The sequence below is a fragment of the Sulfitobacter sp. PR48 genome, assembly GCF_028807335.1.
In the GTDB taxonomy this organism is placed as follows: Bacteria; Pseudomonadota; Alphaproteobacteria; order Rhodobacterales; family Rhodobacteraceae; genus Sulfitobacter.
In genome coordinates, this window is sequence record NZ_JARAMM010000013.1 from 46,855 (window position 1) to 67,674 (window position 20,820).

General features: G+C 64.2%; 19 protein-coding genes, 1 pseudogene and 1 riboswitch. Of the genes and pseudogenes, 8 read left to right on the forward strand and 12 right to left on the reverse strand.

Features of this window, described 5'->3' with window-relative positions:
* Positions 1-340: 340 nt before the first annotated feature.
* Entirely contained in the window at positions 341-1,039 is a 699-nt protein-coding gene (locus PVW51_RS17125) for a DUF1223 domain-containing protein (RefSeq protein WP_274576252.1), read from the reverse strand.
* Positions 1,040-1,263: 224 nt separating this feature from the next.
* On the opposite strand from PVW51_RS17125, the gene acnA reads away from it, so the two are divergent.
* Positions 1,264-4,053, forward strand: a complete 2,790-nt coding sequence (acnA, locus tag PVW51_RS17130) for an aconitate hydratase AcnA (RefSeq protein WP_274576257.1) — start codon at positions 1,264-1,266, stop codon at positions 4,051-4,053.
* Between the two features lie 201 nt (positions 4,054-4,254).
* Positions 4,255-4,941 (forward strand): SDR family NAD(P)-dependent oxidoreductase, encoded by a 687-nt coding sequence (locus PVW51_RS17135; protein ID WP_274576260.1) that lies wholly within the window; start codon positions 4,255-4,257, stop codon positions 4,939-4,941.
* 69 nt (positions 4,942-5,010) lie between these two features.
* On the opposite strand, the gene PVW51_RS17140 is transcribed toward PVW51_RS17135, so the two are convergent.
* The 6 genes from PVW51_RS17140 to PVW51_RS17165 form a co-directional block, all read right to left on the reverse strand.
* On the reverse strand, positions 5,011-5,544 hold the full coding sequence (locus tag PVW51_RS17140; protein ID WP_274576263.1) for a DsbE family thiol:disulfide interchange protein: 534 nt from the start codon (positions 5,542-5,544) through the stop codon (positions 5,011-5,013).
* Positions 5,537-5,692, reverse strand: a complete 156-nt coding sequence (gene ccmD / locus PVW51_RS17145; RefSeq protein ID WP_443288316.1) for a heme exporter protein CcmD — start codon at positions 5,690-5,692, stop codon at positions 5,537-5,539. Before ccmD ends, PVW51_RS17140 begins: the two co-directional genes overlap by 8 nt.
* Positions 5,692-6,426 (reverse strand): heme ABC transporter permease, encoded by a 735-nt coding sequence (locus PVW51_RS17150; protein WP_269365577.1) that lies wholly within the window; start codon positions 6,424-6,426, stop codon positions 5,692-5,694. Before PVW51_RS17150 ends, ccmD begins: the two co-directional genes overlap by 1 nt.
* 83 nt (positions 6,427-6,509) lie before the next feature.
* Entirely contained in the window at positions 6,510-7,166 is a 657-nt protein-coding gene (gene ccmB, locus PVW51_RS17155; protein ID WP_274576265.1) for a heme exporter protein CcmB, read from the reverse strand.
* The gene (gene ccmA, locus PVW51_RS17160; protein ID WP_274576266.1) at positions 7,163-7,780 is read right to left on the reverse strand and encodes a heme ABC exporter ATP-binding protein CcmA; all 618 of its coding nucleotides are present in this window, start codon (positions 7,778-7,780) and stop codon (positions 7,163-7,165) included. Before ccmA ends, ccmB begins: the two co-directional genes overlap by 4 nt.
* An 89-nt stretch (positions 7,781-7,869) precedes the next feature.
* Entirely contained in the window at positions 7,870-8,223 is a 354-nt protein-coding gene (locus PVW51_RS17165; RefSeq protein WP_274576269.1) for an Mth938-like domain-containing protein, read from the reverse strand.
* Positions 8,224-8,388: 165 nt separating this feature from the next.
* Positions 8,389-8,595, forward strand: a riboswitch (cobalamin riboswitch).
* A gap of 125 nt (positions 8,596-8,720) precedes the next feature.
* Here PVW51_RS17165 and PVW51_RS24325 point away from each other — a divergent pair.
* The 3 genes and pseudogenes from PVW51_RS24325 to PVW51_RS17180 all read left to right on the forward strand — a co-directional run bounded on the left by PVW51_RS24325 (position 8,721) and on the right by PVW51_RS17180 (position 10,922).
* Positions 8,721-9,316 (forward strand): annotated as a pseudogene (locus PVW51_RS24325) (TonB-dependent receptor).
* Between the two features lie 179 nt (positions 9,317-9,495).
* Entirely contained in the window at positions 9,496-10,092 is a 597-nt protein-coding gene (locus PVW51_RS17175; protein ID WP_274576271.1) for an ABC transporter ATP-binding protein, read from the forward strand.
* The gene (locus PVW51_RS17180; RefSeq protein WP_274576272.1) at positions 10,089-10,922 is read left to right on the forward strand and encodes a DUF6925 family protein; all 834 of its coding nucleotides are present in this window, start codon (positions 10,089-10,091) and stop codon (positions 10,920-10,922) included. Before PVW51_RS17175 ends, PVW51_RS17180 begins: the two co-directional genes overlap by 4 nt.
* 126 nt (positions 10,923-11,048) lie before the next feature.
* On the opposite strand, the gene secF is transcribed toward PVW51_RS17180, so the two are convergent.
* Genes secF through yajC form a run of 3 tightly spaced genes read right to left on the reverse strand, consistent with a single transcriptional unit; the run spans position 11,049 to position 13,981 of the window.
* Positions 11,049-12,017 carry a protein translocase subunit SecF gene (gene secF, locus PVW51_RS17185; RefSeq protein ID WP_269364969.1) on the reverse strand — a complete coding sequence of 323 codons (969 nt, stop codon included), beginning with the start codon at positions 12,015-12,017 and terminating at the stop codon, positions 11,049-11,051.
* A gap of 1 nt (position 12,018) precedes the next feature.
* Positions 12,019-13,668, reverse strand: a complete 1,650-nt coding sequence (secD, locus tag PVW51_RS17190) for a protein translocase subunit SecD (RefSeq protein WP_269364971.1) — start codon at positions 13,666-13,668, stop codon at positions 12,019-12,021.
* Positions 13,669-13,702: 34 nt separating this feature from the next.
* On the reverse strand, positions 13,703-13,981 hold the full coding sequence (yajC, locus tag PVW51_RS17195; protein ID WP_067289430.1) for a preprotein translocase subunit YajC: 279 nt from the start codon (positions 13,979-13,981) through the stop codon (positions 13,703-13,705).
* Positions 13,982-14,163: 182 nt separating this feature from the next.
* Between yajC and PVW51_RS17200 the strand changes: the two genes are divergently transcribed.
* From PVW51_RS17200 to PVW51_RS17210, 3 genes are all read left to right on the forward strand, one after another.
* Complete coding sequence (locus tag PVW51_RS17200) at positions 14,164-15,576, forward strand: pentapeptide repeat-containing protein (RefSeq protein ID WP_274576278.1); 1,413 nt, start codon at positions 14,164-14,166, stop codon at positions 15,574-15,576.
* Between the two features lie 68 nt (positions 15,577-15,644).
* Positions 15,645-16,937 carry a serine--tRNA ligase gene (serS, locus tag PVW51_RS17205; RefSeq protein WP_274576279.1) on the forward strand — a complete coding sequence of 431 codons (1,293 nt, stop codon included), beginning with the start codon at positions 15,645-15,647 and terminating at the stop codon, positions 16,935-16,937.
* A gap of 96 nt (positions 16,938-17,033) precedes the next feature.
* Positions 17,034-17,750: a tryptophan-rich sensory protein gene (locus PVW51_RS17210; protein ID WP_274576280.1), complete on the forward strand. Its 717-nt coding sequence runs from the start codon at positions 17,034-17,036 to the stop codon at positions 17,748-17,750.
* 164 nt (positions 17,751-17,914) lie between these two features.
* Here the strand turns inward: PVW51_RS17210 and der are convergent, their stop codons facing one another.
* Together der and PVW51_RS17220 are read right to left on the reverse strand one after the other, a co-directional pair.
* The gene (gene der / locus PVW51_RS17215; RefSeq protein WP_114273110.1) at positions 17,915-19,378 is read right to left on the reverse strand and encodes a ribosome biogenesis GTPase Der; all 1,464 of its coding nucleotides are present in this window, start codon (positions 19,376-19,378) and stop codon (positions 17,915-17,917) included.
* Between the two features lie 56 nt (positions 19,379-19,434).
* Positions 19,435-20,802 carry a PQQ-like beta-propeller repeat protein gene (locus tag PVW51_RS17220; RefSeq protein WP_274576281.1) on the reverse strand — a complete coding sequence of 456 codons (1,368 nt, stop codon included), beginning with the start codon at positions 20,800-20,802 and terminating at the stop codon, positions 19,435-19,437.
* Positions 20,803-20,820: the final 18 nt, after the last annotated feature.

The following is a 20,820-nucleotide window of genomic DNA, read 5'->3' on the forward strand; positions in this document are numbered from 1 at the left end:
TCGGTATGTATATTGTCAACGGAGCAAACCGCCACCATCGTTGCCTCTTGCCGGGGTTGGGAAACCGGACCTGCACAGAACCCAGAACTGGTCGCGGGGCATATTCCCGCTCCCGCCCTCCCCCCGCGCCAAAGGACGCAGGTCAGGAATTCGCCTGATGATGAGAAGAGGACCAAAGCCATCCCGATCCCGGAACCACCCATGGTCCGGACCCGAACGCGCTTCGGTTTTGATCTGAATTACCCGCCGCGGCCCGAAACCAAAGATTTCAACCCGTCAGGTGGTCGCGCCTGTTTCACGTAAACATCGCAACGCGTCAGCCATGCCTTCACCCCGCAGGCTACCGCAGCCTTTGTGCCGCCAGGATCGGTCCGGTGCCCTTGCTCTGCAGGATCACCACAACCGGCTTGTCGCCTTCCAGAACCGATGTCATCGACAAAGGCGCTGCGGGGTCCCAGCTTCCCAGAACTTCCCAGCCTTCGACGATATTCGCATATCCCAGTGTCTTGCCCTGATTTTCGCCGCGCTCGATCTCCGTTGTGCGGTGCGGGGTGTAGCGCAGCATATGAACCGTCACCGGGCCGGCGAGATTCTCCAGCGCCGTCGCATCGATCCGCAGGGCATTCCCCTCGCGCGCGAGGGTCAGTTCGACCTGTGCCGCGCGCTGTGCATGTTCCGCGATGGCCTTGCCCAGTTTCATCGGCTTGGCGCCGACGATATCGGTCTCGCCCTGCACGATCATCTCGGGCGTGAAGATCGACCGCCGCCCGGCGGTATGCGCATAGGCGCGCTGGCGGTCCGCATGGGCCGCTTCGCCAAAGGGATCTTCCCATCCGATGTAATCCCAATAGTCCACATGCAGCGCCAGCGCGATCACGTCATCACGCTCGGCCAGTTCTTCCAGCATGGCGTCCGCAGGCGGGCAGCTTGAGCATCCTTGGGAGGTGAAAAGCTCCACCACCACGGGATTTTGCTGGGAGGCAGCGGGATATGCGGCGGCCAGACTCAAGGCGGTGACCAGGGGCAGCAGATGTTTCATTTGATTCCATTCGGCAAGTCGGGACCCCGGCAAGTAGTATCTTTGCGCCTTTGAAATAACCAATCAATGTTTCTTGAGATGGCAAAGCGCCGTTTTAACAGGCCTCGGTATACAATAGTATACAATTTCGCGCTTATGCCGGGAATTGCCATTGAAACATGGGCGGCAATAGGTCATCTAGGCCGTAACCACCGCCACCTGTTCATAGCAAAGGGAGCCTATCCATGACGATTCAAGTTGGTCAGGACACCGCCAAAACCCGCAAGACCCTCACCGCAGGCGATCAGAAGATCGCCTATTACTCCATCCCCGCAGCCGAAGCGGCGGGCCTGGGCGATTTCTCCAAACTGCCTGCCGCCCTCAAGGTGGTGCTGGAGAACATGCTGCGTTTCGAAGATGGCAAGACGGTCACTGTGGACGATATCAAGGCCTTTGCCGAATGGGCGCAGAAAGGCGGGCAGAACCCGCGCGAGATCGCCTATCGTCCGGCCCGCGTGCTGATGCAGGATTTCACCGGCGTGCCGGCCGTTGTCGACCTTGCCGCAATGCGTGACGGTCTGGTGGCCCTGGGCGGCGACCCGGACAAGATCAACCCGCTGAACCCGGTGGATCTGGTCATCGACCACTCGGTCATGATCGATGAATTCGGCAACCCCCGCGCCTTCCAGATGAACGTGGACCGTGAATACGAACGCAACATCGAGCGTTACACCTTCCTCAAGTGGGGCCAGAAGGCCTTCAACAACTTCCGCGTCGTGCCCCCCGGCACCGGCATCTGCCACCAGGTGAACCTGGAATACCTCGCGCAGACGGTCTGGTCCGACAAGGATCAGAACGGCGAGGAAGTGGCCTATCCCGATACGCTGGTCGGCACCGACAGCCACACCACCATGGTCAACGGCATGGCCGTTCTGGGCTGGGGCGTCGGCGGGATCGAGGCCGAGGCCGCAATGCTGGGCCAGCCGATCTCCATGCTGATCCCCGAGGTCGTGGGATTCGAGCTGACCGGCAAGATGATGGAAGGCACCACCGGCACCGACCTGGTGCTGAAAGTCGTGGAAATGCTGCGTGAAAAGGGCGTGGTCAGCAAATTCGTGGAATTCTACGGCGACGGGCTCGATACCCTGCCGCTGGCAGACCGCGCGACCATCGCCAACATGGCCCCCGAATACGGTGCCACTTGCGGCTTCTTCCCGATCGACGGCGAGACCCTGCGCTACATGCGCACCACCGGCCGTGACGAGAACCGCATCGCGCTTGTCGAAGCCTATGCCCGCGAGAACGGCATGTGGCGCGACGAAAACTATGCACCGGTCTACACCGACACGCTCACGCTCGACATGGGCACCATCGTGCCCGCAATCTCGGGCCCCAAGCGTCCGCAGGACTATATCGCGCTGACCTCCGCGCACACGGCATTTGGCCAATACGTCAAGGGCCTGCGCGCGGGCAAGGACGCCTCCAAGGCGCAGGAAGTCACCTGGGAAGGTGAAGGTGGCCAGCCCGAGCCCCGCGAGATCCCCGGTGACGAAGGCAGCCACAAGCGCGGCTATGTGCAGACCGAGGATGGCCATTACCAGCTGCATGACGGGTCCATCGTCATTGCCTCCATCACCTCCTGCACCAACACATCGAACCCCTATGTGATGATCGGTGCCGGTCTGGTGGCGCGCAAGGCACGGGCCCTTGGCCTGACTCGCAAGCCCTGGGTCAAGACATCGCTCGCCCCCGGTTCCCAGGTTGTTTCCGCCTATCTTGAGGCGGCCAACCTGCAGGAGGATCTGGATGCCATCGGCTTCAACCTTGTCGGTTACGGCTGCACCACCTGTATCGGCAACTCCGGCCCGCTGGAGCCTGCGATCAGCAAGGCGATCAACGATTATGACCTGATCGGCACCTCGGTCCTCTCGGGCAACCGCAACTTCGAAGGGCGCATCTCGCCCGACGTGCGTGCCAACTACCTCGCTTCTCCGCCGCTTGTGGTGGCCTATGCGCTGGTGGGTGACATGAACGTCGATCTGGCCAATGGCGTGCTGGGTCAGGACAAGGATGGCAATGACGTCTACCTGAAAGACATCTGGCCCACGACACAGGAGATTGCCGAGCTGGTCGAGCAGACCGTGACGCGCGAGAGCTTCCAGTCGAAATATGCCGATGTCTTCAAGGGCGACGAAAAGTGGCAGAGCGTGGAGACCACGGATGCCAAGACCTACAACTGGCCGCCGCAATCCACCTATGTGCAGAACCCGCCCTATTTCCAGGGCATGTCCCCGGAGCCGGGCGTGATCACCAACATCGAGAACGCCAAGGTTCTTGCAATGCTGGGCGACATGATCACCACCGACCACATCAGCCCCGCGGGCTCCTTCAAGGAAAGCACCCCCGCCGGCCAGTATCTGGTCGAGCGTCAGGTGCCGGTGCGGGAGTTCAACTCCTATGGCTCGCGTCGCGGCAACCACGAGGTCATGATGCGCGGCACCTTCGCCAACATCCGCATCAAGAACGAGATGCTGGACGGCGTCGAGGGCGGCTATACCAAGGGCCCCGATGGCAAGCAGACCTCGATCTTTGACGCGGCCATGGCGCATCAGGAAAACGGCACACCGCTGGTGATCTTCGGCGGCGAACAATACGGTGCAGGCTCCTCGCGCGACTGGGCGGCCAAGGGCACGGCCCTGCTGGGCGTCAAGGCGGTGATCGCGGAAAGCTTTGAGCGTATCCACCGCTCCAACCTGGTGGGCATGGGGGTGATCCCCTTCGAGTTCACAGGTGGCGACACCCGCAAATCGCTGGGTCTGACAGGGGATGAAACAGTGTCCATCTCCGGTCTCGACACCATCAAGCCGCTGCAGGAAGTGCCTTGCGAGATCACCATGGGTGACGGCAGCAAGAAAGAGATCATGATCAAGTGCCGGATCGATACGGCGATCGAGATCGAATACATCGAACATGGCGGCGTGCTGCATTACGTGCTGCGCGACCTGGCCAGGGATGACGCCATCGCAGCGGAATAACCCCGCCCGCGAGAGCGACTGAAACCAACCCGCCGCGCCTGTCGCGGCGGGTTTTTTCGTGATCCGGTTGCACTTGGCCGTGACGCGCGCCATGTTGAGGAAACAAGGGAGCCGGATCCCCGCGGGCAACTTTCTGTAAACAACCAGTTAATTCGTCGGGTCCGGATGTTGCGGCGGGGCAGATCAGAAGGCACCAGGAAAATGACGGAAGTTGTTCTTGTGACCGGCGCGGCGCGGGGGATCGGGGGCGCCATCGCATCGGATCTGGCAGGCGACCACCGGGTGGCGGCCACCTATCATGCGACACCGCCCGATGCCTTGCTGGGCGCGCATCCGGCGGTCCATGCGATCAGGGCCGATCTGGCCGACCCTGCGGCGGCGGATCGGATCATCGCGGAGGTCATGAAGGCCTTCGGGCGGCTGGACGTGATCGTCAACAATGCCGGTGCGATCGAGATGGACGATGGCAAGCCGGCGCTGAACCATCTGGTCAATGTGGCGGCCCCCATGGCCCTACTGAACGCCGCCCTGCCGCATCTGTCGCGGGGAGCGCGGGTGATCAACATCTCATCGGTAAACGCGCAGTTCCCCGCAGGCGGGGCTGCCTCCTATTCCGCCAGCAAGGCCGCGCTGAACAGCTGGACCCGCGCCATGGCCAAGGAACTGGGCCCGCGCGGCATTCGCGTGAACGGCGTCGCCCCCGGCGCCATCGAACGGGTGGAAAACCCCCGCCCGCCCGAGCTGATCAAGGCCTTCACCGATCTGACCGCCCTGGGACGTCACGGCGTGCCGGAAGATGTCGCGAAGGTGGTCCGCTTCCTCGCCTCGGATGCGGCAGGGTTCATCACCGGGGAGACCATCACGGTATCGGGCGGCTACCGGCTCTGACAGCCGGGCCCCCGTTTTCTTTTTGGCAAGAAATATTCCCCGCCGGAGGCATTAAGTTCTTTTCCCGCGCTATCGCCCCAGCGCCGCGTTCAGCGCGGGCAGGAAGCGTTGCTCGTAATCCGAGCCGACCAGCGGCCCGGCAAAGCGGAACAGCACGGTGCCGTCACCATCCAGGATGAAGGTTTCCGGCGGCGCGGTCACGCCCCAGTCGATGGCGGTGCGCCCCTGCGGGTCGAAACCAACGCCGACAAAGGGGGTGTCCTCATCCTCAAGGTAGCTGCGCGCGGTGCCTGCCTGATCCTTGAAATTGATCCCGACAATCGGCAGGCCGGCCTTGGCCAGTTCAAGCAGTTTGGGGTGCTCGACCCGGCAGGGCGGGCACCAGCTGGCCCAGAAATTCACCAATGTGACCTCGCCCGATACCAGCATCCGCGCGGTGGCGGGCGGGAATCCTTCCAGCGCCGCTTCGGGAATGCCGGGGGCAGCCTGGCCAACCAGGGTGGAGGGCAGGCCTTCGGGATCGTCGCGGAACATGCCGACAGCGGCCAGCGCGACGAAGGCGGCGAAAATCAGCGGTGGAGCGATCATCAGGGGCTTAACCATGGCGTCCGGCCTCTTTTTCAGCGGCGTCCAGCGTGGCGCGTGCGGCGCGGCCCCGGCGCAGGGTCCAGAGCACCAGCACCGCCAGCAGCAGCAGCGACACCGCATAGGCCGACAGCACTTCGACCGCGTATTTTCCCAGATCGGGCATCATGCCGCCCTGCCCGCCCGCGCCCGCAGCGCGGCGGCGCGGCGCAGCCGGATTTCCGTGCCGGTGCGGTAGAACACCAGCGCGACAAAGAGCAGGCCAAAGCCGATCATGCAGATCACCAGCGGGTAGAAGAACACATCGTCCACACTGCGCCCGCCTGTCGCCACCGGCACCGAGGTGCCCTGGTGCAGACCCTGGTTCCAGAACTGCACGGCATAGCGGCTGAGCACGGCAAAGACCGACCCGACAAGGCACAGGACCGAGGTGAGATCGGCCGCGGTGTCGGGGTCTTCGATGGCTTCCCACAGGGCGATATAGCCGAGGTAGAACAGGAACAGGATCAGAAAGGAGGTAAGCCGGGGATCCCAGGCCCACCAGGTGCCCCACATCGGCTGGCCCCAGATCGCGCCGGTCAGCAGGGCGATCACGGTCATCACCACGCCCACGGGTGCGGCAGCCTTGGCCGCCAGCGCGCTGACATGGTGGCGGCGGATCAGCCAGATCAGCGAGGCGACCAGCATCATGAACCAGGCGTTGATCGCCATCAGGGCGGCGGGGACATGCAGGTAGATGATCTTGACCGTTGCGCCCTGGCGGTAATCCTGGGGCGTGCCGAAGAAGCCCCAGATCAGCCCGGTCGCGACACAGGCCAGCGACAGCACCCAGAGCACGGGTTGTACCCGCGCGCTCAGGGTGAGAAATTTCACCGGGTTTGCGTAACTCCAGATCGACATGGGCTACTCCTACTCTGCCGCGCGGCGGTGCTCAATAGACGACGGCGCGACGGATTGACCGGGGGTATGGGGGGCGGCGCCGCTCATCGCAGCCCCATGCGCAGCACGGCGGCAGAGGCGAAGGGCATCAGGGCGATCACCGCGCAGGTGATCCCGGCCAGCATCAGCAGTGGTGTGGTCACCTCCTGCCCGCCTGCGCCGCGCCGGGCGACCTCGGCCCCGAAGATCAGGGTCGGCACGTAAAGCGGCAGTACCAGCAGCGACAGCAGCAGCCCGCCGCGTTTGATCCCCACGGTAAGCGCCGCGCCGAAACAGCCGATGACCGACAGCGCCGGTGTCCCCAGCGCCAGCGAAACGACAAGCCAGAGGTAGCCTGGCGGTGCGAGGTTCAGCAGCACGCCCAGCACCGGGGCGGCCAGCACCAGCGGCAGGCCCGTGGTCAGCCAATGGGCCAGCGCCTTGACGCTCAGCGCCCCCTCCAGCGGCAGCGGGGCAGTGAGCAGCAGGTCAAGCGTGCCATCCTCGAAATCCAGCGCCAGCAGGCGGTCCAGCGACAAAAGGCAGGCCAGCAGCGCGCCCAGCCAGAGCACGCCGGGGGCGATGAGTTGCAAGAGCGCCGCCTGCGGGCCGACGCTGAAGGGCACCAGCACCGTCACGATCAGGAAGAAGGCAAGCCCCAGGCCAAAGCCGCCCCCGGCCCGGAGCGCGAGCGTCAGGTCGCGGATCAGAAGCGCCCTCACAGAAAGGCCTCGTCGCTGGCGCCGGCGCGGGTGGCAGCACTGGCGCGGAAGGGGGTGATGTCCAGCACCTGCGCCTCGATCCCCAGGTCGATATGGGTGGCGATCAGCGCCGCGCCGCCCTGTGCCAGATGCGCGCGCAGGGCAGCGGCAAAGAGCGCCACCGCCCCGGTGTCGAGCGAAACGGTGGGTTCGTCCAGCACCCAGAGCGGCCGCCCGGTGACCAGAAGCCGCGCCAGTCCCAGACGGCGTTTCTGCCCTGCCGACAGGGTGCCTGCCAGCCGGTCCGCCAGCCCGTGCAGGTCAAAGGCATCCAGCGCCGGGGTGATGTCGGAAGTGCCAAAGGTCCGCGCCCAGAAGGCCAGGTTCTCGGTCACGCTCAGCATCGCTTTCAGCCCGTCGGCATGGGCGGCATAGGCGACACGGTCCTGCGCGCCCTCGATGCGGCCCGAAAGCGGCGGTTGCAGGCCCGCGATGCTGCGCAACAGGGTAGTCTTGCCCGCGCCGTTCGGCCCGCGCAGGATCAGCGCCTGGCCCGGCACCAGCGCAAGGCTGAGACCGGTCAGAACCGGCACACCGCCACGGGCAAGGGTCAGATCATCGACACGTAACATCATGCCCCCTGCGTAACCCATTGGCGGAGCGCGCAAAAGCGGTCATTTGCGGCGCGGCACCCCGGCGGGGCGGGCGCAACGGCCCGGGCATGTCAGACGGGGATCAGCGCGAGGGCAATGCGGCGGCCTTCGCTCAGCAAGATGTTGTAGGTGCGGCAGGCGGCGGGGGATGCCATCGCCTCCACCCCCATACCGGCCTCCTCCAGCGGGCCGGTCAGGGATTCCGGCAGATGGCCGATCTCGGCGCCGGTCCCGACAAAGAGCACGTCAACCTGCCCCTTGAGCGCCAGAAGCGCGGCGTCGTCCTGCAGCCCGGCCCATGTCTGAATGCCACCGGGTCCGGCAATCACCGGGCCATGGATCACCTGCCCGCCGATGCGGAAAAAGCCGGGGCCATAGCCTTCGACGGGTTTCGCATCCGTAAAGACGATCTCGTTCAAGCGCATGTCACATCCCTTTGCAAAGCGGCAGGACGATCATAGCCGATGCGGCCCTGACGTTATAGGCCAGCGCGGTAAAAAGACGCCCCCTGGCGGGGTGCTTTGCCGCGGGCCCCGCCGGGCGGCGCAGAGAATTTTCCCATGCAGGCTTTACCGAAACGATTCGGGCCGCTAACCAAAGGGTACTTCGGTCCGGACGGTTCGCCGTCTGGTTAATAGGGAACGTGGTTCGGCCCTCCGGCCAAATCCACGACTGCCCCCGCAACTGTAGGCGGAGAGCGAAGCCGGCGCATACCACTGTCACAGCATATGTGATGGGAAGGTCCGGCCAAGCAACGACCCGCGAGTCAGGAGACCTGCCGAGGTGTTCACCCTGTTCGGGCGCGAGGGGCGTCGGGACTGCGGAGCTTCCGCTTGTGGTGTTTTCACCGTCTGCGGGGGGCATCCCTCAAAAGACAATTCAACGTCTGGCGGCCCGTCGGGGCCGCAACCGAGGGTATCTCATGCCTCTTGCATCCGCTCTGGCTTCCGCAGCCGTCGTTCCATTCTTCACCACTGCTGCACTGGCTCAGGATCATTTCGATCTGGGCGAAATCATTGTCTCGGGCGGGCTGACGCCGATCGAGGCCGAGGCACTGGGCCGCGCGGCGCGCGTTGTCACGGCACAACAGATCGAGGAGCGCGGCATCGCCACGGTGCAGGACGCCCTGCGCGCCTTGCCGGGCGTGTCGGTCAACGGGTACGGCAGCAGTTTTACCAGGTCCGCCTGCGCGGCGGCGAGGCAAACCATACGCTGATCCTGATCGACGGGATCGAAGCCTCGGGCGGCGATGGCGAATATATTCTCAGCGGTCTGGAAACCGCCAATATCGAGCGCATCGAGGTGCTGCGCGGGCCGCAATCGGTCTATTACGGTTCCAACGCCTCGGCGGGGGTTATCAATATCATTACCCGCAAAGGCGGGATCGGTGACACCTATTCGGCCACGCTGGAGCTGGGCAATGGGACAACGGCAACCGCATTTCTTTCGCGCCGGATGCGCCGGGTTATGTGGTGGATGATCCGACCCAGTTCGGCACCCGCGACGAACGGACGCTAGGTCGTGTTGACATTCATTGTCACCCACCCGTTTCAGTCCAAAATTGCTCAGTTCCAGGCAAGAGAGCGCAGGAATAGCCAGCTATTTCAAGCTCTCTTAACGCAGAAATGGGCAATTTTGGCGAAACCCCTGCGGGGCGCGGCGGATTTTGCCTCTGCCATCCCGGATGTTCGCTTCCAATGATCACATTGCTGCGCTCACATCAGGGCGCCAGCGGCAAAATCCGCCTCGCGCGGGTGGGCGACAATGAATGTCAACACGACCTAGGGGTCTACGGCGAATATGCGATGCTGGAGGGGCGGCTGACCCATCGGCTGGCCTATGAGAACACCAGATACGAATCGACCTTCAACGGCGGCGCGCCGAAGCTTACCCGGACCCAAGCGCTGAAATACCGGCTGAGTTTCGGCCTGGACGGGCGCAGCGTGGCAGAGGCCGGCCATCTGCTGAACCTGCTGCTTGAGACCGAGAAGGACAGCAGTTCCTCCAATCCGCATTACGGACGCGAATCGACCTCCCTCGCGCTGGAATACCGCGGCAGCTTTGCCGATCTGGCGGCGGAGGGGCGCGCGGTGATCGTGTCACTGCATGACCTGGGGTTGGCGGCGCGGCACTGCACCCGCCTGATCGTCGTCGACAAGGGCGGCATTGCCGCGGACGGCCCACCGCAGGCGGTGCTGACCCCAGCGCTTGTCCGTGACACCTTTGGCGTCAGCGCTTTTCTGGAAGAAACGGCATCGGGGCTTGTCTTTCAGCCGCTGGACATACTGGAATGAGCGGCGTCACCCTTGTGCGGCCCTGGCTGAGCCTTGAGCTTGAGCGCGAGATGCAGGTGCTCAGCTGGGCCATCAACCAGCCCGGTTTCGTGACGGCGCGACGCATCGTCTGGCGCGAGGTGCGCAATGCGGACCTGCCGAAAGAACGCGATGTCGCAGCCTGGCTGGCGCAGGAGCTTGAGGCGCAGAAGATGCAGGATGCCGTGGCCTTCCTGACCTCGCGCGATGTCTCCCGTTTCACCGACCAGAGCGCAAAGGCGGGCCGGTCGCTGATGGATCCGGACAATCCGGCCATGGCTGCCATCCTCAGGGCGCATCCGCACCGCGTTGCCCTGACCCGGCTGGGCCGGGTCGAGGTGTTTCAGATGATCGGCGGGCCGGATACCGGCGGCACCTCCCCCGAGGGGCCACATACGCATGTCTTGCCAAAACTTCTGCGCGCGGGGCGCACCCATTCCGCCAATGCGCCGATCCCCGAAGGCTGGGTGCCCTGTGCGGGCTATCACCCCGAGAGCCCGGTTTCCGGACGGCTGGGAGAGGACAAGGCGTTCAACCGCGCCGCCTTTTACAGGTTTCAGGAAATGTTGCAGGCATGGGGTTCGCAGGAATACCTTTCCGCGAAATCACTCTGCTGGGCAGCGCTTGAACGGGAGCGGGAGCCGGGCAGCATCACCGAGCCTGCGACCCGGATCGGGCGCGCCGGGCTGCGCAACGGGTTGCGGCAATGGCGGTGTCTGCAGGGCGATTGCGCGCTGCTGGATCGCTGGAGCGCTGCATTTGATGCCAGCACCCTGCCCGCGGAAACCGATGATGAAAATCCGGGGCACTGAAAAGCTAGCCGTACTGGCGGTATCACACTTCGCTGAAACCCGCAGGCCCGTTTCTGATGGTGCAGCGCAAAAGCTGATCCGCGCCGCACCTGGGACCGAACCTGCGGTCGATCCGGCGCGGGTGTCTCAGGCGTCAATATTGGCGTATTGGTTGCCTGCATTCGCATCCGGTTTGGACCAGTCGCGCTTGACGCCGAGATAGAGCAGGATCGCCGAGGCCACGAAGATCGAGGAATAGGTGCCCACGATCACGCCCCAGATCATCGCAAAGACGAAACCCCGGATCACATCACCGCCAAGTGCAAAGAGCGCGATCAGCGCCAGCAGGGTGGTGAAGGAGGTCATCAATGTCCGGCTCATGGTTTCATTGATGGACAGGTTCAGGATCTCTTTCAGGGGGCGTTTCTTGTACTTGCGCAGGTTCTCCCGCACCCGGTCAAAGACAACGACGGTATCGTTCAGCGAATAGCCCACGATGGTCAGAAGTGCTGCGATGATCGCCAGATCGAACCGGATTTCAAGCTCGGAGAAGATGCCGATTGTCAGCACCACGTCATGGACAAGGGCCAGCACGGCCCCTGCGGCAAACTGCCATTCAAAGCGCAGCCAGATGTAGATCAGCACCGCCCCGATCGCCAGCGCCACGGCAATCACCGCCGTCTGGATCAGTTCGCCCGATACCTTGGGGCCCACGGATTCGACCGAAGTGAACTTGATGTCGGGCCGCGCGGTTTTCAGCGCCTGTTCCACCGCTTCGATGGTTTCGACGGTGACCGCCTGCTGTTCGTCCTGCGCCTGGATGCGAATCATCGCCACGTTCTGATCGTCGCGGAAACTGGGGTCGAACACCTCGGTGATGGTGATGTCGCCCAGCCCCAGCTTGTCAATCGCATCGCGGTATTCCGCAACAACCACGGGGCGCGGGCTTTCGGTGCGGATCGTGGTGCCGCCGCGAAAGTCGATGCCATAGTTCAGGCCCTGGATCAGGAAGGAGGCAAAGGCGATGACCATCATCAGGCCCGAAATGCCCAGCCAGAGCTTCCAGCGTGCGAAGAAGTCGAAACTCGTGTCGTCCTTGATCATTCGCAAACGCATGTCAGACCTCAATTGTTTTGGGACGCGCCCGTTCAAACCAGATCACCACCAGCAGACGGGTGACAAAGATCGCGGTAAAGACGGACGTGATGATGCCGAAGCCGAGCGTGATGGCAAAGCCGCGCACCGGGCCGGAGCCCATGGCGAACAGGATCACGGCGGTGATCAGCGTGGTGATATTGGCGTCCACGATGGCGCTGAGCGCCTTTTCATAGCCCAGTGCAATGGCGCGTGCCGGGCCCTTGGCGGTTTTCAGCTCTTCGCGGATACGTTCGAAGATCAGCACATTGGCATCCACCGCCATGCCCACCGTCAGGACAATCCCGGCGATCCCCGGCAGGGTCAGCGTGGCGCCGATCAGGCTGAGCAGGCCGAACAGCAAGCCGACGTTGATGACCAGTGCGATATTGGCAAAGATGCCGAACAGCCCGTAGCTCATGAACATGAAGGCGAGCACGGCGACAAAGGCCACGATGGTGGCCACCTTGCCCGCGTCGATGCTGTCCTGGCCCAGTTCCGGACCGATGGTGCGTTCCTCAAGAAAGTCGAGGCCGGCGGGCAGCGCACCGGCGCGCAGCAGCACCGCGAGGTTGGTCGATTCCTCGACCGTGAAATTGCCGGTGATGATGCCGGAGCCGCCGGGAATATGGCTTTGGATCACGGGTGCGCTGATCACCTCGTCATCCAGCACGATGGCAAAGGGAGAGCCGATGTTCTCGGCGGTGTATTTGCCGAATTTGCGCGCGCCCGTGGTGTCAAAGCGGAAGCTGACCGCGGGGGAGCCGTTCTGGTCAAAGGAAGGCTGCGCATCCACCAGTTCCTCGCCGGTGACCACCGGGGCGGTCTCGACGGTGTAATATTCGCCCTCGTTGTCCAGCGAGGGCAGCAGCGAATTGCCGATCCCGGGGTTGGCATTGGCATCGGTGCCGCGGCTGACCACCGGGTTGAAGGTCAGCTGAGCGGTGGTGCCGATGATCGCCTTCAGCTCGGCGGCCGAGCCGATGCCCGGCACCTGGATCAGGATACGGTCCGATCCCTGGCGCTGGATCGTGGGTTCGCGGGTGCCGACCTCGTCGATGCGGCGGCGGATGATCTCCAGCGACTGCTGCATCGTGCGTTCATCCGTGGCCTGCTTTTCGGCATCGGAGAGGGTGATGGTGATCAGCCCGTCATTGCCGCTCACGTTGATGTCGCTGGCCCCGGCCCCGGTCAGGGTCTGCACCGGGCGGGCAAGGCCGCGCAGGATCTCCATCGCCTCGGCCATCTTGGAGGCATCCTGCAGGCGCACCCTGAGTTCGCCGTCCGGCGCCTCCTGCCGGCGCACCGGGGTCAGGCTGCGCAGGGCATCGCGGACCTCGGGCCAGGTGGCCTCCATCCGGCTTTTGTAGACATCCTGCACCCGGACTTCCGCCAGCAGATGCGCGCCGCCGCGCAGGTCCAGGCCCAGATTGACCAGCCCCGATGGCATCCAGCCCGGCCACAGATCGCGCTGCGCTTCAAGTTCGGGCGTGGCGCCGCCCTGCTCGATGGCCTTGACCGCGTCGTTGTGTTGTTCGACGGGGCTGTAAAACGCGTTGGGGAGCGCCAGCCAAAGTCCCACCACGCAGGTCAGGACAATGACAATCCGCTTCCACAGATCAATCTGAAGCATGCTCTTGCCTTTACATCACGGCCGGAAAGCCGGGTTATTTGGCGGGTTCGGTCTTGGAAACCACGGTGGCGATGGTGGATTGCACCACCCGCACCTTGACGCCGTCTGCGATCTCGACCTCGATCTCGCCGTCTTCCTTGACCTTGACGACCTTGCCGATCAGCCCGCCCTGGGTGACCACCTGGTCGCCCCGGCGCAGGCCAGCGACCATCGCCTGATGTTCCTTGGCCTTTTTCTGCTGCGGACGGATCAACAGGAAATACATGATCCCGAAGATCAGGATGAGCGGCACGAATTGCTGGATACCTTGCATGGAAATGGTCCTTCTGGGTGGGGCCGGCCGACCCCAAAGAGCGCGACCGCGAATTTTGCCGGAACCTAAGCGCGGTGAGGTCCATGTGCAAGGTGGAAAGGGCGCGACAAACGGCCCCGTTTGGCTTGGACCGGTGCCATTTACACGCCATAGTGCGCAGATCACCCCAATGGACCGCAAAAATGACCTATGTGCCGATCCCCCTGCCCCCACATGTGCTGATGGCAATTGGCCTGCTTTTGGCTTTGGTCGTCCTCTCCGGTCTGGTCGTTCTGTTGCTGATGCCCAAGGAGATGGCCAAGCGCGAGGCGCTCAGCACGGTGCAAAGCCGCATGGGCCTGCGGATGATGCACCCTGCCGTCTTTGTCCTCGGCGCGATATTCTGGGGGGTACTGTTCGGGCTGCTCTGCATCGGATTGCTCTGGACAATCTTTGGCCTGATCTGGGGGCCGTTGCCATCCCCCGAACGGCTGCCGGGGCAAAGCAGCGCCATCTGGAACTGGCGGTTTTCACTGGTGAAGCTCACCGCGTTGACAACGGTCTTGGCGGCAGTCATCGCCCTGCCTGTCACCCTGACCCGCCTGAAACTGACGCGGGATCAGAACAGACACGCCGCAGAATCGCTGTACAATGACAAGATGAACACTGCCGTTGCGGACCTCTATGCGCAGCGGCAGGTGACAAAATGGGCTGTGAACAAGGCAGAAAACGGCTGGGAAGACGACATTCCACGACGCAACGGGGCGATCGACAGATTTCTGGGGCTGACCGATGAAAACCCCGATCTGCGCCCAAGGGTGGACAGGCTGCTGAGCGTCTATCTGCGCGAATTGTCGCGTGAGTTTCCGGCCAAGGAGCCGCCAGAAGACGCGTCTCCGACAGATTTGCAGAAATGGGCCGCCAACCTGCAACCCGCCCGGTCCGACATGGAAAATGCGGCCCAAACCCTGAGCCGACTGAACCGCAGCACAGAGGAAAGAGAAAAGGACAATCTGCCGGACTTGAAGGGCATGAACCTGCAGAAATTCGACCTGACCGGCCTGTTTCTTGCGCATGCGAACCTCAGTGGGACGCAGTTGCAGGGGGTGGACCTCAGTGGGGCGCAGTTGCAGGGGGCGGACCTCAGCGGGGCGCAGTTGCAGGGGGCGAACCTCGACGGGGCGCAGTTGCAGGGGGCGGTCCTCATCGCGGCGCAGTCGCAGGGGGCGTACCTCGGCGGGGCGCAGTTGCAGGGGGCGGACCTCCGCAGGGCGCAGTTGCAGGGGGCGGACCTCTTCGGGGCGCAGTTGCAGGGGGCGGACCTCTTCGAGGCGCAGTTGCAGGGGGCGGACCTCCGCAGGGCGCAGTTTGATGCTGGCACAGGCCTCAGCGCCGCTACTCTTCGAGGTGCGGCGCTGAGCTTTGTGGATTTTACAGATGTACCACAAATCGCGGATCATTTGGAGGAGGTTTTTGGCGACAGCACGGTGACACTGCCCGACGGTGTGGTCCCGCCTGCGCGCTTCGACGTGAAATATGAGAGCGGGCCCGACTTCACCACCGCATGGCGCGACTTTCAGCGTTCCATCGGTCAGGACCCCGCCGATCCCAAATAGCCTACCGTTCCGGCGCGATCTGCGCCATAAGGCGGCGCAACGACTCAAATTGCCCAAGGACGCATCCCATGCACGACATCCGCGCCATCCGTGAGAACCCCGCTGCCCTTGACGCCGCCCTGGCCCGGCGCGGCGATGCGCCGGTCTCGGCCGCTGTTCTGGAACTGGACGCGGCACGGCGGGGCAAGATTTCCGCTGCCGAAGCGGCGCAGGCGGAGCAGAATGCCGCCTCCAAACTGGTCGGCGCCGCCAAGGCCAAGGGTGATGAAGCCGAATTCGAGCGCCTGCGCGCCCTGGTGGGCGAGAAGAAAGCCGAAGTGGCCACCATGCAGGCCGAGGCCAAGGAGCTGGATGCGCAGCTGACCGACATGCTGGCGCGCATTCCCAACACCCCTGCGGATGACGTGCCGGACGGGGCGGATGAGGGCGACAACGTCGAGGTGAACCGCTGGGGCGACATCCCCGCCTTCGGCTTTGCGCCGAAAGAGCATTACGACATCGCGGGTGTGGCCGCGTCGATGGATTTCGAGACGGCGGCGAAGATTTCCGGCAGCCGTTTCGTGCTGCTGTCCGGGGCGGTGGCGCGCATCCACCGGGCGCTGGCGCAGTTCATGATCAACACCCATGTGGAGGAAAACGGCCTCACGGAAGTGAACCCGCCGGTGCTGGTCAAGGACGATGCCATGTATGGCACCGACAAGCTGCCGAAGTTCGGTGAGGACAGCTATCGCACCGAGGAAGGCATGTGGCTGGTGCCCACCTCCGAAGTGCCGCTGACCTATATCGTGGCCGACACGGTTGTCGAGGAAAGCTATCTGCCGCGCCGCTATACCGCGCATACGCTGTGCTTCCGGTCAGAGGCGGGCAGTGCTGGGCGCGACACGGCGGGCATGTTGCGCCAGCACCAGTTCGAGAAGGTGGAGATGGTCAGCATCACCCACCCCGACGAGAGCGACGCGGAGCAAAAGCGGATGCTGCGCTGTGCGGAGGGCATATTGGAGGCGCTGGGTATCCCCTATCGCACCGTGATCTTGTGCACCGGCGACATGGGGTTCGGCGCGCGGCGCACTTATGACATCGAAGCCTGGGTGCCGGGGCAGAACACCTACCGCGAGATTTCCTCCGTCTCCACCACCGGGGATTTCCAGGCGCGGCGGATGAATGCGCGGTTCAAACCCAGGGACGGCGGCAAGCCGCAGTTCCTGCATACGCTGAACGGCTCCGGTCTGGCCGTGGGGCGCTGCCTGATCGCGGTGCTGGAGAATGGCCAGCAGGAAGACGGATCGGTCGTGCTGCCCGAGGTGCTGGCACCCTATCTGGGGGGCAAGACCCTGCTGTCGGCCGAGGGCGCGCTGGTCTGACGCCAGCCCGCCGTGCGGGGCGCCGGTGCGCCCTGCGTTGCCTTGACGCGCATCACGGCTATCTTTGGGAAAACCTCGTAACCTGAAGGCCCCCTGATGTCCCCTGCCCTGCGCCCCGCGATCGCCTTCCTTTGCTTCCTGCTGGCCGTGGCATTTGCCGTCTCGCCCTTTCTGGTGGATGGATTTGCCGGGTTCGCCCCGGATCAGTTCCCGATCCACCAGGACAATCCGCCGGTGCAGCCTGCCGGTTATGCCTTTGCGATCTGGAGCGTGATTTACGGCTGGCTGATTCTGGGCCTCGGCTGGGGCTTGGTCCGTGCCCCGCGTGACGGGCAGTGGCATGACATGCGCCTGCCGCTCTGTCTCTCGCTGGCGGTGGGCAGCACATGGCTGGCCGTGGCGGTGGCCAGCCCGGTCTGGGCAACGGTGCTGATCTGGGTGATGCTGATCGCGGCGCTTGCGGCGCTGTTCATGGCCCCGGTGGCCGATACGCCCTGGGCTGCGCTGCCAGTCGGGCTTTATGCCGGTTGGCTGTCTGCCGCTGCCTGTGTGTCACTGGGTCTGCTGGCGGCCGGCTATGGCTGGCTGGATCAGCAGACGGCGGCGCTGGTTTTTGTGGGGATCGCGATTTTCATCGGCTGTTTCGTGCAATCGGCACTGCGCCGCGCACCGACCTATGGGATGGCGGTGATCTGGGCGCTGGTGGCTGTGGCGGTGGCAAACCGGGACGCGGTGCAGGTCGTGGCCTGGCTGGCCGCAGGTGGCGTGGTGGTGCTGCTGGTGCCGACCCTGGCGGCAATGCGCAGGCGCTGAGGCGTGATCCGGAGTTTTCGAAAACTCCGGCCCGTTTTTTTTGAAAAAATCGCCCGCTGGCTCGGTCCTTGAGATGGTCTTCGCGGCTTTGCGCAGGTGGACAGGCCCAGCGCGGAGTTTTCGAAAACTCCGGCCCGATTTTTTTGAAAAAATCGTTTCCCCGCTCAGTCCTTGCGACGGCCTTCGGTGTGTTTGCGCAGTTTGGACGGCTTGGCCTTCTTGCGGCCCTTGTAGGGGTTCGCGTCATTCTGGCCCCGCATCCAAAGGCGGATGGGCGTGCCGGGCATGTCAAAGTCGATCCGCAAGCCATTGACGAGATAGCGGTTATAGCTGTCCGGCACCTTGTCGGGATGGCTGCACATGACCACGAAACCGGGGGGCCGTGTCTTGGCCTGGGTCATGTAGCGCAGTTTGATCCGCTTGCCCTGCGGCGCGGGGGGCGGATGCGCCTCCATCATGCCCGAGAGCCAGCGGTTCAGCTGCGCGGTGGTCACACGGCGGTTCCAGACCTCATAGGCGCGCATGATGGCATCATGCAGCCGGTCGAGGCCCCTGCCCGTCTTGGCGCTGACTGTGATCAGCGGCGCGCCGCGCAGCTGCGGCAGAAGCCGCTCGAAGGATTCTTTCAGCGCCTTCAGCTTGGCCTGACGGTCTTCCTCGATGTCCCATTTGTTCACGGCGACAACCACCGCGCGGCCCTCGCGCTCGGCCAGGTCGGCGATGCGCAGGTCCTGCTGTTCAAAGGGGATTTCGGCGTCCAGCAGCACCACGACAACTTCGGCGAATTTCACCGCGCGCAGCCCGTCGGAGACGCTGAGTTTCTCCAGTTTTTCCTGAACCTTGGCCTTCTTGCGCATACCTGCGGTGTCGAAGATGCGCATTGGCACGCCGTTCCAGTCGGTGCGCAGGGAAATCGCGTCGCGGGTGATCCCGGCCTCGGGGCCGGTCAGCAGCCGGTCCTCGCCCAGAATCTGGTTGATCAGGGTGGATTTGCCCGCGTTGGGCCGGCCCACGACAGCAACCTGCAACGGCTTGGCATTGGTGGGTTCCGGCACGGCATCGGTGATCTCGCCATCGTCTTCGGGCAGGTCCACATCCGTTTCGGGCGCATCGGTCTCGGCCTTGTCGGCATGGGCGTCGGCCAGCGGCATCAGCACGGAATAGAGGTCATTCAGACCCTCGCCATGTTCCGCGGACAGGCGGATCGGTTCGCCCAGGCCCAGCGAATAGGCTTCGATCACACCGGCATCGGCCGCCTTGCCCTCAGCCTTGTTGGCGGCCAGGATCACATGGGCGGAGCGTTTGCGCAGGATCTCGGCAAAGACGAGGTCCGTGGGCGTCACGCCGACGCGGGCGTCGATCATGAAGAGGCAGATGTCGGCCATGTCGACCGCGCGTTCCGTCAGGCGGCGCATCCGGCCCTGCAGGCTGTCGTCGGTGACTTCTTCCAGACCGGCGGTGTCGATCACCGTGAATTTCAGGTCGGCCAGGCGCGCGGCGCCTTCGCGCAGGTCGCGGGTCACGCCGGGCTGGTCGTCAACCAGTGCGAGGCGTTTGCCGACAAGGCGGTTGAACAGCGTGGATTTGCCGACATTGGGACGGCCAACGATGGCAAGGGTAAAGGACATGGTTCACAAGGCTCCGACGGGGCCGATGCGGCCCCTGAACCTCGCGCTTTAGACCATTAGCGGTAGGCGTGCAATTGCCCCTTGGTGGAGACCACATAGAGGGTGCCGCCGGCCACCACAGGTGCAGTGGTTGCGCCGCCGGGGATTTCGACCGTGCCGGTCAGGCTGCCATTGGTGGGATCAAAGCTGCGCAGCAGCCCGTCGTTGGATGCGATGATCACGCGGCCGCCTGCCACGATGGGGCCGTGGTGGGCCACCACTTCGGACTGGCGGCGCGGCTTGTCCTTGACGAAATTCGGAAGCGGAATGCCCCAGATGCGGCTGCCGTCGCCTGCATCCAGCCTGACAAGTTCGTTCAACTCGGTGATCGCAAAGACGGAATCGCCGATCGGCCAGACCGGGCCGATGGCGCCGTCCCGCGCGGTCCACAGACGCTTGCCGCTTTCGACGTTCAGCGCGGCAAGCCTGCCGGACTGGTTGCCGACATAGACGCTGCTGCCCGACACGACCGGCCCGGAGGTCACATCGGAGACGGAAGACAGGGCGCGCCCGGGGCGTTTGCCCACAACGGAAGCGTCCCAGCGCGGCAGGCCGCCGCGGCGGAAGACACCCTGCACCTCACCGGTGCCATAGGCAAAGATCACAAATTTGTCCGTCACCGCCGGTGCCGGTGCGCCCAGCACATTGTTGACGCTGCTGCTGCCGCCGACCTGCCATTCGATGCGGCCTGTGCCCTTGTCCAGCGCCCAGCCGGTGTCATCGCCCGAGGTGACATAGACCAGATCGCCATAGACGGTCGGGGTGCCCGAGCCTGAGGCTTCAAGCTTCTGGGTCCAGCGTTCGCCGCCGGTTGTCACGTCGAGTGCTGCCAGCACCCCGTAGCCGATGGAGACATAAAGCGTCTGGCCATCCACGGCCAGACCGCCGCCTGTGCCCTGCCCGGCCCGGTCGGTGACCGGTGTCAGATCGCGGGTCCACAGGGTTTCACCGCTGGTCGAGACAGCGGTGACCCGCGCGTCGGCGTCCAGGGTGAAGATACGCCCGCCCGCAACCACCGGATCGGCGGTAATGCGCTGCTTGCGGCTGTCACCGGCGCCGATGTCCACGGACCAGATCGGCTGCACGGTGGCGCGCAGCGCGGGATGGGTGGTGCGGTACTGGGGCGTGCCGATGCCATGGGACCAGGAGGCATTGTTCGAGGTGCCGCCCAGCGCAATCGCGCGGCTGGTGTTCGGCCCCTTCTCTTCGCCCTCAAGCGGGGCCGCGAGTTCCGGGTCCTGCAGGATGGAGCGCACGGGCTCGCGTTTGCCCGGCAGATAGACCTGTTCCTCGGCGCAGGCGGTCAGAAGCAGCAGCGCTGTCAGCGCCCCGCCCACCATCCGGGCCCTGCCGTGGTTCTGCTTTTGCGTCATGGTCCTGCCCATTCTCGTGCCCTCACCCCA

Excerpts from the sequence above, each read along its gene's own strand:
- PVW51_RS17125 (WP_274576252.1), bottom strand. The coding sequence starts at position 1,039 with ATGAAACATCTGCTGCCCCTGGTCACCGCCTTGAGTCTGGCCGCCGCA.
- acnA (WP_274576257.1), top strand. The coding sequence starts at position 1,264 with ATGACGATTCAAGTTGGTCAGGACACCGCCAAAACCCGCAAGACCCTC.
- PVW51_RS17135 (WP_274576260.1), top strand. The coding sequence starts at position 4,255 with ATGACGGAAGTTGTTCTTGTGACCGGCGCGGCGCGGGGGATCGGGGGC.
- PVW51_RS17140 (WP_274576263.1), bottom strand. The coding sequence starts at position 5,544 with ATGGTTAAGCCCCTGATGATCGCTCCACCGCTGATTTTCGCCGCCTTC.
- ccmD (WP_443288316.1), bottom strand. The coding sequence starts at position 5,692 with ATGCCCGATCTGGGAAAATACGCGGTCGAAGTGCTGTCGGCCTATGCG.
- PVW51_RS17150 (WP_269365577.1), bottom strand. The coding sequence starts at position 6,426 with ATGTCGATCTGGAGTTACGCAAACCCGGTGAAATTTCTCACCCTGAGC.
- ccmA (WP_274576266.1), bottom strand. The coding sequence starts at position 7,780 with ATGATGTTACGTGTCGATGATCTGACCCTTGCCCGTGGCGGTGTGCCG.
- PVW51_RS17165 (WP_274576269.1), bottom strand. The coding sequence starts at position 8,223 with ATGCGCTTGAACGAGATCGTCTTTACGGATGCGAAACCCGTCGAAGGC.
- PVW51_RS17175 (WP_274576271.1), top strand. The coding sequence starts at position 9,496 with ATGATCACATTGCTGCGCTCACATCAGGGCGCCAGCGGCAAAATCCGC.
- PVW51_RS17180 (WP_274576272.1), top strand. The coding sequence starts at position 10,089 with ATGAGCGGCGTCACCCTTGTGCGGCCCTGGCTGAGCCTTGAGCTTGAG.
- secF (WP_269364969.1), bottom strand. The coding sequence starts at position 12,017 with ATGCGTTTGCGAATGATCAAGGACGACACGAGTTTCGACTTCTTCGCA.
- secD (WP_269364971.1), bottom strand. The coding sequence starts at position 13,668 with ATGCTTCAGATTGATCTGTGGAAGCGGATTGTCATTGTCCTGACCTGC.
- yajC (WP_067289430.1), bottom strand. The coding sequence starts at position 13,981 with ATGCAAGGTATCCAGCAATTCGTGCCGCTCATCCTGATCTTCGGGATC.
- PVW51_RS17200 (WP_274576278.1), top strand. The coding sequence starts at position 14,164 with ATGACCTATGTGCCGATCCCCCTGCCCCCACATGTGCTGATGGCAATT.
- serS (WP_274576279.1), top strand. The coding sequence starts at position 15,645 with ATGCACGACATCCGCGCCATCCGTGAGAACCCCGCTGCCCTTGACGCC.
- PVW51_RS17210 (WP_274576280.1), top strand. The coding sequence starts at position 17,034 with ATGTCCCCTGCCCTGCGCCCCGCGATCGCCTTCCTTTGCTTCCTGCTG.
- der (WP_114273110.1), bottom strand. The coding sequence starts at position 19,378 with ATGTCCTTTACCCTTGCCATCGTTGGCCGTCCCAATGTCGGCAAATCC.
- PVW51_RS17220 (WP_274576281.1), bottom strand. The coding sequence starts at position 20,802 with ATGGGCAGGACCATGACGCAAAAGCAGAACCACGGCAGGGCCCGGATG.